The sequence below is a fragment of the Streptomyces sp. NPDC051567 genome, from assembly GCF_044454165.1.
Taxonomy (GTDB): domain Bacteria; phylum Actinomycetota; class Actinomycetes; order Streptomycetales; family Streptomycetaceae; genus Streptomyces.
Window position 1 is genome coordinate 77,605 of record NZ_JBITDK010000021.1, and the last position, 15,850, is coordinate 93,454.

The window sequence follows — 15,850 nt, forward strand, 5'->3', positions numbered from 1 at the left end:
CCACATTACTAGCTGGGGGTCACGGAGCGGCACCCTCCGGGAGCCCGCTGTGCCCGCGCGGACGCGTACAGGCACACCGCGGCGGCCGTCGCGAGGTTCAGGCTCTCCGCCCTGCCGTGGATCGGGACGCGCACGACGGCGTCCGCGAGCGCCCGGGTCTCCTGCGGCAGGCCCCACGCCTCGTTGCCGAAGACCCAGGCCGAGGGGGTGCCCATGGTGCCCGCGTCCAGCTCGGCGTCCAGGTCGTCCTCGCCGGCCCCGTCGGCCGCGAGGATGCGCACCCCTGCGGCCCGCAGCCCCTGGACGGCCTGTTCCACCGGGACGCCGACCGCCACCGGGAGGTGGAAGAGGGAGCCCACGGAGGCGCGTACGGACTTGGGGTTGTAGAGGTCCACGGAGGCGTCGGTCAGGACCACCGCGTCCGCTCCGGCGGCGTCCGCGCAGCGCAGCACCGTACCGGCGTTGCCGGGGTCGCGGACGTGCGCGAGGACGGCGACCAGCCGGGGGCGGGCCGCGAGGATCTCCTCGAAGGGCGAGTCCAGGAAGTGGCAGACGCCGACCAGGCCCTGCGGGGTGACGGTCTGCGAGACCTCCGCGAGCACCTCGTCACCGGCGTAGTGCACCCGGACCCCGGCGGCGAGCGCGGCGTCGACGATGTCGGCGTACCGCTCGGCGGCCTCGACGGTCGCGAACAGCTCGATCAGGGTCGACGCGCCCCCGGCGCCGCGGTGCTCCACGGCCTCGCGGACCGCCTGCGGGCCCTCGGCGATGAACCGGCGCTCCTTGGTGCGGAAGGCGCGCCGCGCGAGGCGCCTGGCGGCGGCCACCCGCGGGGATCGGGGGGAGATCAGCTCGGCGGGGGTACCCATGGTCTCAGCGGTTCTCTCTCGGGGTGGCGGAGCGGGGCTCCGGGGCGGTGCGGGGCTGCCGGGGCACGGGGCGGGGAGGCGCCGGGCGGTCACGCGGGCGAACGCGCACGGACCCGCAGGCATATCGCCTGCGGGTCCGTGCGTACCGGACGCGTGAAGCGGCCGGTGAGCCTTAGGCGGCGGCCTTCGGCGCGTTCACATCGGCCGGGAGGGCCTTCTGCGCGGCCTCGACGAGGGCGGCGAACGCGTTGGCGTCGTTGACGGCCAGCTCCGCGAGGATCTTGCGGTCCACCTCGATGTTGGCGGCCTTCAGACCCTGGATGAGGCGGTTGTACGTCATGCCGTTCTGGCGGGCGGCAGCGTTGATGCGCTGAATCCACAGCTGACGGAAGTCGCCCTTGCGCTTCTTGCGGTCGTTGAAGTTGTAGACCAGCGAGTGGGTGACCTGCTCCTTGGCCTTGCGGTACAGGCGCGAACGCTGACCGCGGTAGCCGGAGGCCGCCTCGAGGATTGCCCGGCGCTTCTTGTGGGCGTTTACTGCCCGCTTGACGCGTGCCACTTTTTAACTCCTTGTAGCGGGGCCGCGGTTGTCTTCACACGGCCCGAATTCGATGGGGTCCCGGTCCTGACGTCGCCGCTCCCGGTGAAGGGAGCGGAGAGCGTCACTTGCCGAGAAGCTTCTTGATCTTCGCGGCGTCGCCGGGGGCCATCTCCGCGGTGCCGGTGAGGCGGCGGGTGACACGGGACGACTTGTGCTCGAGCAGGTGGCGCTTGCCGGCGCGCTCACGGAGCACCTTGCCGGAGCCGGTGATCTTGAAGCGCTTCTTGGAACCGCTGTGCGTCTTGTTCTTCGGCATAGCGCCGTTATCTCCTCGTCGGTGGCGCTCCCGCCGGTCCGTTTCGGGACCGGCTCACCGGAGCGTCATGTTGTGTCGGTGAATCCGGGACGGGCTGCCTCGGACTCAGGCCTCGGCAGGTGTCTCGGGAGAGGCCGGGGCCTCTTCGGGAACCACGGCCGCCTCGGCGGGGGCTTCCTCCACCTCGACGGGGGCCTCCTCGGAAGGAGCCTCGTCCTCGGTGAGGGACACGCCCTGGCGCTCGGCCTTGCGGGCGGCCTGCGCCTCGCGGGCTTCGGCCATCGCCTCGGTCTTCTTCTTGTGCGGACCGAGGACCATGATCATGTTTCGGCCGTCCTGCTTCGGGTTCGACTCGATGAACCCGAGGTCCTCGACGTCCGAAGCGAGGCGCTGGAGCAGTCGGTAGCCGAGTTCCGGCCGGGACTGCTCGCGACCACGGAACATGATCGTGATCTTGACCTTGTCGCCCTGCTTGAGGAACCGGACGACGTGACCCTTCTTGGTGTCATAGTCGTGCGGGTCGATCTTCGGCCGGAGCTTCATTTCCTTGATGACCGTGTGCGCCTGGTTCTTGCGCGCCTCACGGGCCTTCATGGCCGACTCGTACTTGAACTTGCCGTAGTCCATGAGCTTGCAGACCGGCGGGCGTGCGGACGCCGCGACCTCGACCAGGTCGAGGTCGTACTCCTGCGCGAGCTCAAGCGCCTTCGCAAGCGGCACGATGCCGACCTGCTCGCCGCTGGGACCGACAAGCCGTACCTCGGGAACGCGAATCCGGTCGTTGATGCGGGGCTCGGTGCTGATGGGGCCTCCTCGGTAGCACCACACGGCTGCCTGGCAGACAGCCGCTGACGTGAAATCTCCGTCGGACCGACCACGGCGGAGCATGAAAAAAGCCCCGCCGGGCACAGGCAGGGGCTCCAAACAGACCGGAGCACCTCCGCATGCGAACCGCGGGGCGCAGACTCGGGCGGCTTTCCATCGTCCGTACGGAACGATGGATACCGCCTGACCGGTGACCCGCCTCCCCGGAGGGGGGTCGGGTGGGAGATCGGAGCCTCCACTTGTGGGCCGGGCACATGCGTGTCCGACCGGTCGCTGTCCATCCTAGCACCAGCGCCGCAAGGCCACCGCACGGCATATCGTGGGGCGCATGACTGACGCACGCCCCGCCCACGACACCGCCACTGCCGACACCGCCGCCGGAGCCGACGGCGCCTCCCCCGACTACGACGCCCTGACCCGCGACATCGCGGACGTCCCCGCCGTCGAGGTGATCACCACGGTGGCCGTGCACCTGTTGAGCGCCGCGGCGGTCAACCTGGGCCTGGACCAGCAGGACTCCCCGCACAAGGACCTCGACGAGGCCCGCAAGCTGATCACGGCCCTGGCCGGGCTGGTCACGGCGAGCGCCACCGAGATCAGCTCCTTCCACGCGGCCCCGCTGCGGGACGGCCTGAAGTCGCTCCAGCTCGCCTTCCGCGAGGCGTCCCTCGTCCCGGACGAGCCGGGCCAGGGACCGGGCGAGAAGTTCACGGGCCCCGTCTTCGCCTGATGCCGTGCGGGACGCGTCCCGCACCCACCCGTTCTCCGCACCGCCGGGGCGGGCACCGGAAGGTTCCGGTGCCCGCCCCGGCGCCGTTTCAGCGGCGCAGCAGCGGTTCGCCGGGCGGGAGCGGGGACCCGGCCGGGAGCAGGGCCAGGTCCAGGCCGCGCACCAGGCGGGCGCGCAGGGTCTCGTCGGCGGCCAGGGCCCGGGCGACCCGGCGGGCCGCCGCGGGGGCCTGCGCCCCGGCGTCCAGCACGATCGCGAGGGTGCCGTCGGTGTCGGCGCCGCCCGGGCCCAGGTGGGCGGCGAGCACGGCGGGCTCGGCCGAGACGGCGGCCCGTACGGCCTCCCGTACGGCGGGGTCGGCGAGCGGGCCGGCGTCGGTGCGGCCCTCCGCGAGGGCGAGCAGCGCGGAGCCGGTGAGCTGGTAGGTGACCGGGCCGGCCAGGTCCAGGACCAGGGTGTCGGCCTTCTCGTGCGCCAGCGCCGCCAGCGCCTGGTGCAGCGGGACCGCCACCGGCCGGGCCGACGGGTCCCAGAGCGCCAGCGAGGCGGTGGAGGTGAAGGCGGGCAGGGCGCGCCGGTCCCCCGCCCGCAGGGTCGGGACGGCCATGTCGCTGCTCTTCTCGCGCCGCAGCCCGGTCAGCGGGTCGGTCTCGGCCTCGCCGAGGACGGCCACGACGGGGACCAGCAGGCGGGCGTCCCTGAGGGCGGCCAGCACCTGCGGTTCCCGCGACCGGTCCGCGGCCCAGGCGGCCAGGGCCTGGCTCAGCCGGGGGTCGGCGGAGCCGTCGTCGTCGGAGAAGCCGGGGTCGGGAATGTTCTTGTTCGCCATGTTCGCCACAGTGACCCGACCCTACTCGGCCGCGTCCGGTCCCCGGCGACGGGTGCCCTGCCGGGGTCGCCGGGCCAGTGCGGCGGCGAGCGCGAGGAGCGCCGCCCCGGCGACCGCCGCCGCCGGGGCGCCCGGCCGGACGGCGCGTCCGGGCGGGCGGACCGGTTCGGGGCCGGGGCCGGGGCCGAAGTAGCGGGAGCCGGCCGGGGCGGGGGTGGGCACGGGCGGCTCGGGGCGTGTCGCGTCCGCCGCCTGGAGCGCGGCGACGGGGTCGACCAGGCCGTGGCCCCGGGCGTCGTCCCGGCCGCCGGGCGGCCGGGCGGAGGCGGTGTCCTCCAGCAGCTTCTTGACCTGGGCCGGGGAGAGTTCCGGATGGGCGGCCTTGACGAGGGCCACGGCGCCGGAGACGAAGGCCGCGGCGGCGCTGGTGCCCCAGCCCTCGTAGTAGGAGCGGTCGGGGTCGGCGATGACGACGTCGACGCCGGGGGCGCTGACGGTGGCGTACCAGTTGCGGGTGGAGAAGGCGGCCCGGCCGCCGCGCCGGTCGACGGCGGTCACGGCGATGACCCCGGGGTAGGCGGCCGGGTAGGAGACCCGGTCGCCGTTCTCGCCGCCGTTGCCCGCGGAGGCGACGACGACCACGCCCTTGGCCAGGGCGTACTGGACGGCCGCGTCCTCGGCGGGCTCGTGGTGGGCGGAGTCGCTGTCGTCGCCGAGGGAGAGGTTGATGATGTCGGCGCCGTGGTCGGCGGCCCAGCGGATGCCCTGGGCGAGGGCGCCGCCCTTGCTGTCGCGGGCCTTGGCCCGGCCCGGGTCGCCCTCCTCCAGGATCACCCGGACCGGCAGGATGCGGGCCTGCGGGGCGATGCCGAGGACGCCTTTGCCCCGGCTGGGGCCGTGGCCGTGCCCGGCGATGATGCTCGCCATGGCGGTGCCGTGGCGGGCCCAGGAGCGGTCGCCCCGCCCGGCGCCCATGCCGACGAGGTCGGTGCCGTCGAGGACCTGCCCGGCGAGGTCGGGGTGGGTGGCGTCGACGCCGGTGTCGAGGACGGCGACGGTGACGCCGTCGCCCCGGGTGGTGCCCCACGCCTCCTCGGCGCGCAGGGCCAGCAAGCCCCACTGGCGGTCCCGGATGGTGTCGGCGGCGGCCGGGGGCGCGGCGGCGCCCGCGAGGAGGGTGGCGAGGGCGAGGGCCGCGGCGGTGCGGGCGGCGCTCATCGGGCGGGCTCCGGGGCGGGCGCGGGGAGCGGGGCGGCCTTCGCGGGCGGCCGGGACGGCGTCGGCCGGATGTCCTCGGGCGGGGGCGCGGCGAGGGTCCGCAGGGCCCGTCCGAAGCGGTCCGCGACGGCTTCGGCCTCGTGGCCCAGGCCCGCGCGGGCCACGGCTGCGGCGGCGTCCCGGTCCGTCAGCTCCCGCGCGGGGCGGGGCGGCTCCTCCAGGCGGCGGCCGTCGGCGAAGGCGGAGACCGTGTAGACGACGACGGGTGCCTCGGCGAGCACGGACGCGGTCCAGGCGGCGCGCCGGTCGTCGGCGAAGCCGTAGCCGGGCGGGGCGGTGAGGCGGCCGGTGAGCGGGGACGGTGCGGGGGCCCCGGCGGGGGTGAGGAGGGCGGGGGTGAAGACCAGGCCGACGGTGACCAGGGAGCTGCGGGTGGCGTCGGTGTAGGTGGCGCGGAGCACCCGGGTGCAGCCGGTGGGGGCCAGCAGGGTCTGCCAGTCGGGGGCGAGCGCGGCCGGGCAGTCGGCGTCGGGGGCCAGCGCGGTCCGGGTCCAGCTCCGGTCGGCGCCGCCGGGCCCGGCCCCGCGCCCGTCCAGGACGGGCGGGAAGAGGGTGTCCACGGGGGTGTCCCGCCAGAGCGACGCGGCCTTGCGGTAGGCGGCCCCGGCGGCGGGGGTGCGGTCGGCGGCGCGGTGTCCGGCCCAGGTCTCGGCGGCTGCCGCGGCGAGGAGCCCGGCCCCGGCCAGGGCGGACAGGACGGCGGCGAGGACCCGGCCGGTCCTGCGGGGCGGGCGGGCGGGCGGACCGGGCTCGGCCGGTGCCTCGGCCCGTGGTGTCGACATGGTCATCCGGCGGCTCCGCCCCCCGTTCCGTACGGCTGCCTGGCGCTACTCTACGGTCCCCCCGGCGCGCCCCGGTCCGGGGCGGGCGGTGTGCGGGGGCCGGACCGGCGCTCCCCGCACGTCCCGGCCCGGACCCCTACCCGCCGGTAGAACGGTCTGGCAGGCTGCCGCGCATGAACTCCCCCGACGCCGACCGCGCCCGGTACGACCGGGCCACCGCCCATCTCGACGCGCCGCTGGCCGTCGTGGACCTCGACGCGTTCGACGCCAACGCCGACGATCTCGTGCGCCGGGCCGGCGGCAAGCCCGTCCGGGTGGCCAGCAAGTCCGTCCGGTGCCGCGCCCTGCTCGAACGGGTGCTGGCCCGGCCGGGGTTCGCCGGGGTCATGTCGTACACCCTGGCCGAGTCGCTGTGGCTGGCCCGCTCCGGGTTCGGGGACGTGCTGCTGGCGTACCCGTCGGCCGACCGCGCGGGCTTCGCCGCGCTGGCCTCGGACCCGGCGCTGGCCGCGGCCGTCACGGTGACCGTCGACGACCCGGCCCAGCTGGAGCTGATCGACCGCTTCCGCGGCGGTGGGGCCGAGGAGATCCGGGTCTGTCTGGAGCTGGACACCTCCTTGCACCTGCTGGGCGGCAGGGTCCGGGTGGGGGCCCGGCGCTCGCCGGTGCGCGAGCCCGCGGCCCTGGCCGGCCTGGCCCGCGCGGTCACCGCCCGGCCCGGGTTCCGCGTCGTCGGCGTGATGGCGTACGAGGGCCACGTGGCCGGGGTCGGGGACGCGCTGCCCGGACGGCCGCTGCGGTCCGGGGCCGTCCGGCTGATGCAGGGCGCGGCCCGCCGGGAGCTCGCGGTCCGCCGCGCGGAGGCGGTGCGCGCCGTGCGCGCCGTCGTCCCGGGGCTGGAGTTCGTCAACGGCGGTGGCACCGGCAGTGTCGGGCGGACGGCGGCGGAGGCGGCGGTGACGGAGGTCGCGGCGGGGTCGGGCCTCTACGTGCCGCGGCTGTTCGACCACTACACCTCCTTCCGGGGGCGGCCCGCGGCGCTCTTCGCGCAGCCCGTGGTCAGACGGCCCGGGGTGGGGGTGGTCACCGTCCTCGGTGGCGGTTATCCGGCGTCCGGGGCGGCCGGGGCGGACCGGCTGCCCCAGCCGTACCTTCCGCGGGGGCTGCGGTACGACGCCCGGGAGGGCGCGGGCGAGGTGCAGACGCCGCTGCTCGGTTCCCCGGCCGACGACCTGCTGATCGGCGACCGGGTGTGGTTCCGGCACGCCAAGGCGGGGGAGCTGTGCGAGCGGTTCGACGTGCTGCACCTGGTGGAGGGCGACCGGGTGACGGCCACCGCCCCGACCTACCGGGGCGAGGGCCGCACCTTCCTGTGAGCCTTCGGCCCGCGGCCGGGGTTACCCTTCCGGCTCCCAGAGGGGGGTCACGTACGCGCCGCCGATCCCGCCGTCGACCACGAAGTCGGCGGCGTTGACGAAGGAGGAGTCGTCGCTGGCCAGGAAGGCGACCGCGGCGGCGATCTCCTCGGCCTCGGCGAACCGGCCCACCGGGATGTGGACGAGGCGGCGGGCGGCGCGTTCGGGGTCGCTGGCGAACAGCTCCCGCAGGAGCGGGGTGTTGACCGGTCCGGGGCACAGGGCGTTGACCCGGATGCCCTCGCGGGCGAACTGCACGCCGAGTTCGCGGGACATGGCCAGGACGCCGCCCTTGGAGGCGGTGTAGGAGATCTGGGAGGTGGCGGCGCCCATCAGGGCCACGAAGGAGGCGGTGTTGATGATGGAGCCGCGCTTCTGGGCCCGCATGTAGGGGAGGGCGGCCTTGCAGCACAGGTAGACGGAGGTGAGGTTGACGTCCTGGACCCGCTTCCAGGCGTCGAGCCCGGTGAGGAGGATCGAGTCGTCGTCCGCGGGCGAGATGCCCGCGTTGTTGAAGGCGATGTCGACCGAGCCGTAGGTGTCGAAGGCGGTCCGGAAGAGGGCGTCGACCTGTTCCTTGTCGGTGACGTCGGCCTGGACGAAGAGGCCGCCGACCTCCTCGGCGGCGGCCTTCCCGGTGGCCTCGTCGATGTCGGCGCAGACCACGTTCGCGCCTTCGGAGGCGAGCCTGCGGGCGGTGGCGAGACCGATGCCGCTGCCGGCTCCGGTGATGACGGCGGTGCGGCCGACCAGGCGGCGGCAGACGGACGCGGTGGCGGACGTGGTGACGGCCTCGGTGGCGGACGCGGGGTCCGGGGTGGTGCCGGACGGGGTGCCGGATGGGGACATGGGGTTCAGACCTCCGTGCTGATGAAGACGTTCTTGGTCTCGGTGAAGGCGGTGAGGGCGTCGGGTCCGAGCTCGCGGCCGAGCCCGGACTGCTTGTAACCGCCGAAGGGGGTCCAGTAACGGACGCTGCTGTGGGAGTTGACGGACAGGTTCCCGGCGGCGACGGCGCGCGAGACCCGCAGCGCGCGGCCGATGTCGCGGGTCCACAGGGAGCCGGAGAGGCCGTACTCGGTCGCGTTGGCCAGGCGTACGGCGTCCTCCTCGTCCTCGAAGGGCAGGACGACGGCGACGGGCCCGAAGACCTCCTCGGTGGCCACGGGAGCCGTGGGGGAGACGCCCGTGACGAGGGTCGGCGGGTACCAGAAGCCGGGTCCCCCGGGGGTGGCGCCGCGGACCGTGGTGAGGTCCCCGGTGACGAAGGACCGTACGCGTTCCAGCTGGGCGCGCGAGATGAGCGGGCCCATCTGGGTCCTCTCGTCCGACGGGTCGCCGACCCGGACGCGTTCGACGGCCGGGGCGAGCAGGGCGAGGAAGCGGTCGTGGACGGAGCGCTGGACGAGGATGCGGGTGCGGGCGCAGCAGTCCTGACCGGTGTTGTCGAGGAAGGACATGGGGGTGGCCGCCGCGGCGGCTTCGAGGTCGGCGTCGGCGAAGACGATGTTGGGGCTCTTGCCGCCGAGTTCGAGGGTGACCGGCTTCACCCGGGCGGCGCACTTGGCCATGATCTGCCGGCCGACCCGGGTGGACCCGGTGAAGACGATCTTCGCGACGCCGGGGTGTTCGACGAGCGCGTCCCCGGTCACGTCGCCGCGGCCCGGGAGGACCTGGAAGAGGTGTTCGGGCAGGCCCGCCTCCAGGGCCAGCGCGGCCAGCCGCAGTGCGGTGAGCGGGGTGGTCTCGGCGGGTTTGAGGAGAACGGCGTTGCCCGCGGCCAGGGCCGGGGCCAGGCCCCAGGCGGCGATCGGCAGGGGGAAGTTCCAGGGGGCGATGACGCCGATGACGCCGAGGGGTTCGAGGAAGGTGACGTCGATCCCGCCGGCGACGGGGATCTGCCGTCCGGAGAGCCGCTCGACTCCCCCGGCGGCGAAGTCGAGGAGGTCGCGTACGTTGCCGGCCTCCCAGCGGGCGTTGCCGATGGTGTGGCCCGCCTCGCGGACCTCCAGGCGGGCGAGTTCCTCGGTGTGCGCGTCGACGACGGCGGCGAAGCGGCGCAGCAGCCGGGCCCGGTCGGCCGGGGCGGCGGCGGCCCAGCCGCGCTGGGCCGCGGCGGCCCGTACGACGGCGGCGTCGACGTCGCCCCGGGTGGTGGCCGGGACGAGGGCGACGAGTTCCTCGGTGGCCGGATTCAGCACTTCCAGCGCGTCGGACACGTGGTGCCTTCCAGTCGTTCGGTTCGGTGACGTACGGGGCGTACGGGGCGTACGGGGTGCGCGGGGCGGCGGGGGCGGGCCGGGCGCGGGTCCGGGGTCCGGGGTGCGGGGACCGGTGGCCCGGCGGGTCACAGGCGTTCGAAGGAGCGGCGCCGTTCCCAGTCGGTGACGGCGGAGTCGTACGCGTCGAGTTCCACGCGGGCCATGTTCAGGTAGTGCGCGACCACTTCGGGGCCGAAGGCGGCCTTGGCGATCTGGCTGTTCTCCCAGAGCTCGGCGGCCTCGCGCAGGGTGGTGGGGACCCGGGCCAGGTCGGCGGCGTACGCGTTGCCCGTGCAGGGGGCGGGTGGCTCCAGGCGGTTCTCGATGCCGTGGAGCCCGGCCGCGACCAGCCCGGCGACGGCGAGGTGGGGGTTGACGTCGCCGCCGGGGAGGCGGTTCTCGAAGCGCAGGGAGCGGCCGTGGCCGACCACCCGGAGGGCGCAGGTCCGGTTGTCCGGGCCCCAGGCGACGGCGGTGGGGGCGAACGATCCGGGCCGGAAACGCTTGTACGAATTGATGTTGGGGGCGTAAAGAAGGGAGAAGTCGCGCAGTGCGGCGAGCTGTCCGGCCAGGAAGTGCCGCATCACGGGGGACATGGCGCCTCGGTGGTCCGTCCCCTCCGGCGCCTCCCCGGCCATCGCACTGTGTCCGTCACTGTCGTTGAGCGAGAGGTGGATGTGGCAGGAGTTGCCCTCGCGCTCGTCGTACTTGGCCATGAAGGTGAGCGAGACACCTTCCTGGGCGGCGATCTCCTTCGCCCCGGTCTTGTAGACGGCGTGCTGGTCGCAGGTGGTCAGCGCCTCGTCGTAGCGGAAGGCGATCTCGTGCTGCCCGAGGTTGCACTCCCCCTTCGCGGACTCCACGACCAGGCCCGCCGCCTGCATCTCGTTGCGGATGCGGCGCAGCAGGGGCTCGATGCGGCCGGTGCCGAGGACGGAATAGTCGGTGTTGTACTGGTTGGCGGGGGTCAGGCCGCGGTAGCCGGAGTTCCACGCCTGTTCGTAGGTGTCCTGGAAGACCATGAACTCCAGCTCGGTGCCGGCCATCGCGGTGTAGCCGTGTCCGGCGAGGCGCTCCAGCTGGTGGCGCAGGATCTGGCGGGGCGCGGCGACGACGGGCGAGCCGTCGTGCCAGGCGAGGTCGGCGAGGAGGAGGGCGGTGCCGGGGTGCCAGGGGGTCCGGCGCAGGGTGGAGGGGTCGGGGCGCATGGCGAAGTCGCCGTAGCCCCGGTCCCAGGAGGCCATCTCGTAGCCGTCGACGGGGTTCATCTCGGTGTCGACGGCGAGCAGGTAGTTGCAGCCCTCGGCGCCGTGCGCGAGGACCTCGTCCAGGAAGAACCGGGCGGCGAACCGCTTCCCCTGGAGCCGTCCCTGCATGTCGGGGAAGGTGAGGACGACGGTGTCGATCTCACCGCTCGCGACGAGGGCCCGGAGCTCCTCTGGCGTGAGCGGTGGCGTGCGGTCTACCACGGGGATCTCTCCTTCGGTGAGCCGGGGGAGCCTAAGGTATTGAAGAGAACCATTGCTTGGGAAGGGGCGGGAGCGAGATGACCGGCACGGCGGGCGGAGGTGACGCGATCGCGCGGCTGAACCCGGTACTGCGTCAGGTACGGGCGGGCAACGGCTTCGAGGAGGCCCTGGAGCAGATCCTCCAGGTGGTCCGGCTGGGACTGGTGCCGGGCGGCGAACGGCTGCCGCCCGAGCGCGAGCTGGCGGAGCGGATGGGGATCAGCCGGGTCACGCTGCGCGAGGTCCTCAAGGTGCTCCAGGACCAGGGACTGGTGGAGGCCCGGCGCGGGCGGTACGGCGGAACGTTTGTGCTGCCCCGCCCCGACACCCCGGCGGCCGGCGGCGAGGCGGAGCTGCGCCGGCGGGTCGCGGGCGTGGACATCGAGGACGTGCTGCGCTTCCGCGAGGTCCTGGAGGTCGGCGCGGCCGGGCTGTGCGCCTCCCAGGGGCTGCCCCAGGAGGGCTCCGCACGGCTGCGCACCGCCCTGGCCGCCACCCACGACGCCCCGCTGGCCGACTACCGCAGGCGGGACACCCTCTTCCACCTCGCCCTGTGCGAACTGGCCGGATCGGCCACCTTGACGGCCCAGTACGCGGCCGTCCGGGCCACCGTGAACGACCTGCTGGACTGCATCCCGCTGCTGGTGCGCAACCTGGAGCACTCCCAGCGGCAGCACACCGCGCTGGTACGGGCGGTGCTGGAACGGGACGCGGACGCGGCGCGCGCGGCGATGCGCGAGCACTGCTGCGGCACGGCGGCGCTGCTGCGCGGCTTCCTGGCCTGAGCGGCGCGGCGGCGGGCGGGAGGGCAGGCCGCCGGGGCGGGTGAGGGGCCGCCGGGGCCCCGGTGGGCCGTCCGCGTACCGCCGCACGGGTCGCGCCCGCTCCACCCGTTCGGAGTAAAGGTATGGCTCAATACCATTGCTCCGGACGAGGGTACGGGCGGCCGACGCCGCCGCACCCCGGGCCGGGGCCCGGGGTGCGACCCGGGCCTCCACCGGTGGCTTTGCCCCCGCCCGCTCCGCGTTCCACCACCGGCGCCACCCGGTGGCACCGGAGCCCGGGAGCGGTGCGCGGCGCTGGCGCGAGCCGAGGCGGAGTCGACCCGTGGCTGAAATCCTGACCCCCCGATACCGACCCCGCCCCTGATCCCGCGCCCCGCCCGACCGCACCCGATCCCGGGCCGGTCCCGGCCCGGTCCCGCGGCCACGTCCGGACCGGTCACCGACCGGTCCCGGCCCGGTCGCGCGGAGGTGCACGATCCGGCCACACGATCCGGCTTCTACGGTCCGACGCACAGATCCGACAGACAGATCCGACAGACAGTCCGACGCGCACGACGGGTTCCGGCCCCCGATCACTGGAGGTAGCACCGTGCACAGGCCGCTCATCGGCATCACGACCTACGTGGAGGAATCCACCCGTTACGGGGTGTGGGACGTCCCGGCGTCCCTCGTGCCCACCGGGTACCACGCACTCGTCCAGGCGGCGGGCGGCGCCGCCGTACTGCTCCCGCCCGACCGGCCCGGAACGGCGGCGGAGGTACTGCGCCGGGTGGACGGCCTGGTCGTGGTGGGCGGCCCCGACGTGGACCCGGTCCACTACGGCGCCGCCCGCGACCCCCGCACCGGCTCCCCCGCCACGGTGCGCGACGACTGGGAGCTGGCCCTGATCGCCGCCGCGCTGGAGGCCGGGACCCCGCTGCTCGGCATCTGCCGGGGCATGCAGGCGCTGAACGTGGTCCTGGGCGGGACCCTGGTCCAGCACATCGACGGCCACGAGGGCACCCCCGGCGTCACCGCCTGGCACCCGGTACGCCCGGTGCCCGGCACCCGGTACGCGGCGCTGGTCCCGGAGGAGGCGCAGGTACCGACCTACCACCACCAGGCCGTCGACCGCCTGGGCCGGGGACTGGTCGCCTCGGCCCACGCCACGGACGGCACGGTGGAGGCGATCGAACTGCCCGGCTCGGCCCCCTGGGCGCTCGGCGTCCAGTGGCACCCGGAGCGCGACCGGGACACCCGGGTGATGACCGCCCTGGTCGAGGCGGCCACGGTTCGCACGGCGGACCCGGCGCGGCTCGCGGGCGTGTAGGTCCCGGGGGGACCCGGTCCCTACGGGCGACCGGGTCCCCCGTGCGGGTGGGCCGGGGCCTGGCGGTACCGCGCCCGCGCCCTCGCCGCCGCCCCCGCCCCGCCGGGCCCCGCCGGGCCCCGGCCGCCCGGCGGGGCGCCCGGCGGCGAGGCGCCCGGCCCCCGGCCAGGGCAGGCCCCCGGTCAGGGGCAGGGCCGCCGGCGGGTCAGGGAGAGCAGGTCGCGGGCGGGTCCGGCCGGGCGGCAGCCGGCCGGCCAGACCGCCCGCAGCTCCCGGTCGAGCGCCACCCCGGCCACCGGCACGGCCACCAGCCGCCGCGCCGCCAGCTCGTCCCCCACCGCCAGCTCGGACAGGACGCACGGCCCCGCGCCGCTCAGCGCCGCCGCCTTCACCGCCGTGGTCGAGGCCAGCTCCAGCAGCGGCTCGGCGAGCCCTCCGTACCCGGCCAGCGCGGCGCCCAGTACCTGCCGGGTGCCCGAACCCCACTCGCGCAGGATCAGCGGCGTCGCGGCCAGCTCGTCCGCCTGGACCCCGCGCGAGCGCCGGGCCCAGGGGTGGGCCGGGGCCACCGCGACCACCAGCCGGTCCTGGGCGATCACCGCCGAGTCCAGGCCCTCCGGCACCGTCAGCCCCTCCACGAAGCCGAGGTCCGCCGCGTGGGCCAGGACCTGTCCGGCGACGGCCGCCGAGTTCCCCGCGTGCAGCGAGACCGCCGTCCCGGGGCGCTGGCCGCGCAGCGCGATCAGCCATCCGGGCAGCAGGTACTCCGCGATGGTCATGCTGGCGGCCACCCGCAGCCGCGAGTCACGGCGCCCGCGCAGGGCCTGCGCCCCGGCGTCGAACGCCTCCGCCGCCTCCACCACCCGCCGGGCCCAGTCGGTGACCAGCGCGCCTTCCGCCGTCAGGGTCGAGCCCCGCGGCGACCGGTCCACCAGGGCCACGCCGAGCCTGGTCTCCATCGCCCGGATGCGGCTGCTCGCGGCGGGCTGGGTGATGCCCAGCCGCCGGGCCGCGCCGCTCAGGCTGCCGATACGCGCGACCGCGAGCAGCAGTTCCATCGCCCCCAGGTCCGGTACCCGGTGCGCCAGCGGAACCCACTCCTCGTTACCCATAACAGCAGTTTATGGCCTCATAGGAAGACGGCCCCTGCCTTCCTACCCGTCCCCGAGCGAGGCTGGAGCCATGGCCACCACCCTCGCGCTCCCCCGCCCCACCACCGGCAGGGCCGCGCCCCGGACCCACCGGTTCCCGGCCCTGCGCCACCTCGGCCCCAACTGGTACGCCTGCGTGATGGGCACCGCGATCGTCGCCAACGCCGGCGCGGTCCTCCCGTACCGGCTCCCCGGCCTGCGGGTGGCCTGCCTGTTCGTCTGGGCGCTGTCCGCGGTGGCCCTCGCCGTGCTGCTCACCGCCCGGGCCGGGCACTGGGTCCACCACCGGGACCAGGCCCGCGCCCATCTCCTCGACCCCGCCGTCGCCCCCTTCTACGGCTGCCTGCCGATGGCGCTGCTGGCCGTCGGCGCCGGCACGCTCACCGTCGGCAAGGACCTGATCGGGGTGGGCGCGGCCGTCGCCGTGGACGCCGTGCTCTTCACCGCCGGTACGGTGACCGGCCTGCTGGCGGCGGTGGCGGTGCCCTACCTGATGGTGGTCCGGCACCGGGTCGTGGCCGAACAGGCCACCCCGGTCTGGCTGCTCCCCCTGGTCGCCCCGATGGTCTCGGCGGCGCTGGGCCCGCTCCTGATCCCCCACCTGCCCGCGGGCCAGGCCCGCGAGGCCGTGCTGCTCGGCTGCTACGCCCTCTTCGGCGTCAGCCTGATCGCCACGCTCCTGATGCTCCCGCTGGTCTTCGGCCGGCTGATCCTGCACGGCCCGCTGCCCCTGGCCCTGACCCCGGCGCTCTTCCTGGTCCTGGGCCCCCTCGGCCAGTCCACCACCGCCGTGAACCAGTTCGCAGACATGGCGCCCCTGACGCCCGGCGCCCCCTGGGCCGGGGCGCTCGGCGCCCTCGCCGTCGTCTACGGGGTGCCCGTCCTCGGCTTCGCGCTGCTGTGGCTGGCCCTCGCCGGGGCCATGCTGGTCCGGGCGGCCCGGCGCGGGATGGGGTTCACGATGACCTGGTGGGCCCTGACCTTCCCGGTCGGCACCTGTGTCACCGGAGCCGCCGGGCTGGCCCGCCACACCGGGCTGACCGCCTTCGCCTGGCTGGCCGGCGCCCTCTTCCTCGGCCTGCTGACCGCCTGGCTGACGGCCGCCGCCCACACCCTGCGCGGCCTGCGCGCCGGCCACCTGCCGGCCACCCCTGCCCCTGCCCCTGCCGGCTAGTGCTGTGACCGGAAAGGTTTGCCGGTAGGCCCGCGGCGTCCGGTGCGGTGGATCGCAAGGCGGAGGGTCACGGCTTG

The 15,850-nt window shown here is 75.2% G+C and carries 16 protein-coding genes; 5 read left to right on the forward strand and 11 right to left on the reverse strand.

Annotated elements, in window-relative coordinates:
• Nucleotides 1-8: 8 nt before the first annotated feature.
• From ACIA5F_RS22165 to infC, 4 genes are all read right to left on the reverse strand, one after another.
• Nucleotides 9-869, reverse strand: coding sequence for a TrmH family RNA methyltransferase (locus ACIA5F_RS22165; RefSeq protein ID WP_399355536.1), 861 nt, complete (start codon nucleotides 867-869; stop codon nucleotides 9-11).
• Nucleotides 870-1,041: 172 nt separating this feature from the next.
• On the reverse strand, nucleotides 1,042-1,428 hold the full coding sequence (gene rplT / locus ACIA5F_RS22170; RefSeq protein ID WP_399355538.1) for a 50S ribosomal protein L20: 387 nt from the start codon (nucleotides 1,426-1,428) through the stop codon (nucleotides 1,042-1,044).
• A gap of 103 nt (nucleotides 1,429-1,531) precedes the next feature.
• Nucleotides 1,532-1,726 (reverse strand): 50S ribosomal protein L35, encoded by a 195-nt coding sequence (gene rpmI, locus ACIA5F_RS22175; RefSeq protein WP_030387121.1) that lies wholly within the window; start codon nucleotides 1,724-1,726, stop codon nucleotides 1,532-1,534.
• Nucleotides 1,727-1,831: 105 nt separating this feature from the next.
• Nucleotides 1,832-2,554, reverse strand: coding sequence for a translation initiation factor IF-3 (infC, locus tag ACIA5F_RS22180; RefSeq protein WP_399355540.1), 723 nt, complete (start codon nucleotides 2,552-2,554; stop codon nucleotides 1,832-1,834).
• Nucleotides 2,555-2,879: 325 nt separating this feature from the next.
• Between infC and ACIA5F_RS22185 the strand changes: the two genes are divergently transcribed.
• Nucleotides 2,880-3,281, forward strand: a complete 402-nt coding sequence (locus ACIA5F_RS22185; protein ID WP_399355542.1) for a DUF1844 domain-containing protein — start codon at nucleotides 2,880-2,882, stop codon at nucleotides 3,279-3,281.
• A gap of 88 nt (nucleotides 3,282-3,369) precedes the next feature.
• Here ACIA5F_RS22185 and ACIA5F_RS22190 read toward each other — a convergent pair whose 3' ends face one another.
• From ACIA5F_RS22190 to ACIA5F_RS22200, 3 genes are read right to left on the reverse strand one after another with little or no spacing between them, the layout of a single operon-like run.
• Nucleotides 3,370-4,110: an SseB family protein gene (locus tag ACIA5F_RS22190; RefSeq protein ID WP_399355544.1), complete on the reverse strand. Its 741-nt coding sequence runs from the start codon at nucleotides 4,108-4,110 to the stop codon at nucleotides 3,370-3,372.
• 21 nt (nucleotides 4,111-4,131) lie between these two features.
• A complete protein-coding gene (gene mycP / locus ACIA5F_RS22195; RefSeq protein ID WP_399355546.1) occupies nucleotides 4,132-5,328 on the reverse strand; it encodes a type VII secretion-associated serine protease mycosin in 1,197 nt (398 codons plus the stop codon).
• Entirely contained in the window at nucleotides 5,325-6,176 is an 852-nt protein-coding gene (locus ACIA5F_RS22200) for a hypothetical protein (protein ID WP_399355548.1), read from the reverse strand. The genes mycP and ACIA5F_RS22200 overlap by 4 nt, the downstream gene beginning before the upstream one ends.
• A 167-nt stretch (nucleotides 6,177-6,343) precedes the next feature.
• On the opposite strand from ACIA5F_RS22200, the gene ACIA5F_RS22205 reads away from it, so the two are divergent.
• On the forward strand, nucleotides 6,344-7,546 hold the full coding sequence (locus ACIA5F_RS22205) for an amino acid deaminase/aldolase (protein WP_399355550.1): 1,203 nt from the start codon (nucleotides 6,344-6,346) through the stop codon (nucleotides 7,544-7,546).
• Nucleotides 7,547-7,567: 21 nt separating this feature from the next.
• Here ACIA5F_RS22205 and ACIA5F_RS22210 read toward each other — a convergent pair whose 3' ends face one another.
• The 3 genes from ACIA5F_RS22210 to ACIA5F_RS22220 form a co-directional block, all read right to left on the reverse strand.
• Nucleotides 7,568-8,434 carry a 3-oxoacyl-ACP reductase gene (locus ACIA5F_RS22210; protein WP_399355552.1) on the reverse strand — a complete coding sequence of 289 codons (867 nt, stop codon included), beginning with the start codon at nucleotides 8,432-8,434 and terminating at the stop codon, nucleotides 7,568-7,570.
• Nucleotides 8,435-8,439: 5 nt separating this feature from the next.
• Nucleotides 8,440-9,804, reverse strand: a complete 1,365-nt coding sequence (locus tag ACIA5F_RS22215) for an aldehyde dehydrogenase family protein (RefSeq protein ID WP_399355554.1) — start codon at nucleotides 9,802-9,804, stop codon at nucleotides 8,440-8,442.
• Between the two features lie 128 nt (nucleotides 9,805-9,932).
• Complete coding sequence (locus ACIA5F_RS22220) at nucleotides 9,933-11,315, reverse strand: glutamine synthetase family protein (protein WP_399355555.1); 1,383 nt, start codon at nucleotides 11,313-11,315, stop codon at nucleotides 9,933-9,935.
• 77 nt (nucleotides 11,316-11,392) lie between these two features.
• On the opposite strand from ACIA5F_RS22220, the gene ACIA5F_RS22225 reads away from it, so the two are divergent.
• Together ACIA5F_RS22225 and ACIA5F_RS22230 are read left to right on the forward strand one after the other, a co-directional pair.
• Nucleotides 11,393-12,139, forward strand: coding sequence for a FadR/GntR family transcriptional regulator (locus ACIA5F_RS22225; protein WP_399355557.1), 747 nt, complete (start codon nucleotides 11,393-11,395; stop codon nucleotides 12,137-12,139).
• A gap of 589 nt (nucleotides 12,140-12,728) precedes the next feature.
• Nucleotides 12,729-13,448, forward strand: coding sequence for a gamma-glutamyl-gamma-aminobutyrate hydrolase family protein (locus ACIA5F_RS22230; RefSeq protein ID WP_399355559.1), 720 nt, complete (start codon nucleotides 12,729-12,731; stop codon nucleotides 13,446-13,448).
• A 182-nt stretch (nucleotides 13,449-13,630) separates the two neighbouring features.
• Here the strand turns inward: ACIA5F_RS22230 and ACIA5F_RS22235 are convergent, their stop codons facing one another.
• Nucleotides 13,631-14,560, reverse strand: a complete 930-nt coding sequence (locus ACIA5F_RS22235; protein ID WP_399355561.1) for a LysR family transcriptional regulator — start codon at nucleotides 14,558-14,560, stop codon at nucleotides 13,631-13,633.
• A gap of 70 nt (nucleotides 14,561-14,630) precedes the next feature.
• Between ACIA5F_RS22235 and ACIA5F_RS22240 the strand changes: the two genes are divergently transcribed.
• Nucleotides 14,631-15,773, forward strand: coding sequence for a TDT family transporter (locus ACIA5F_RS22240; RefSeq protein ID WP_399355563.1), 1,143 nt, complete (start codon nucleotides 14,631-14,633; stop codon nucleotides 15,771-15,773).
• The last annotated feature ends 77 nt before the right edge of the window (nucleotides 15,774-15,850 follow it).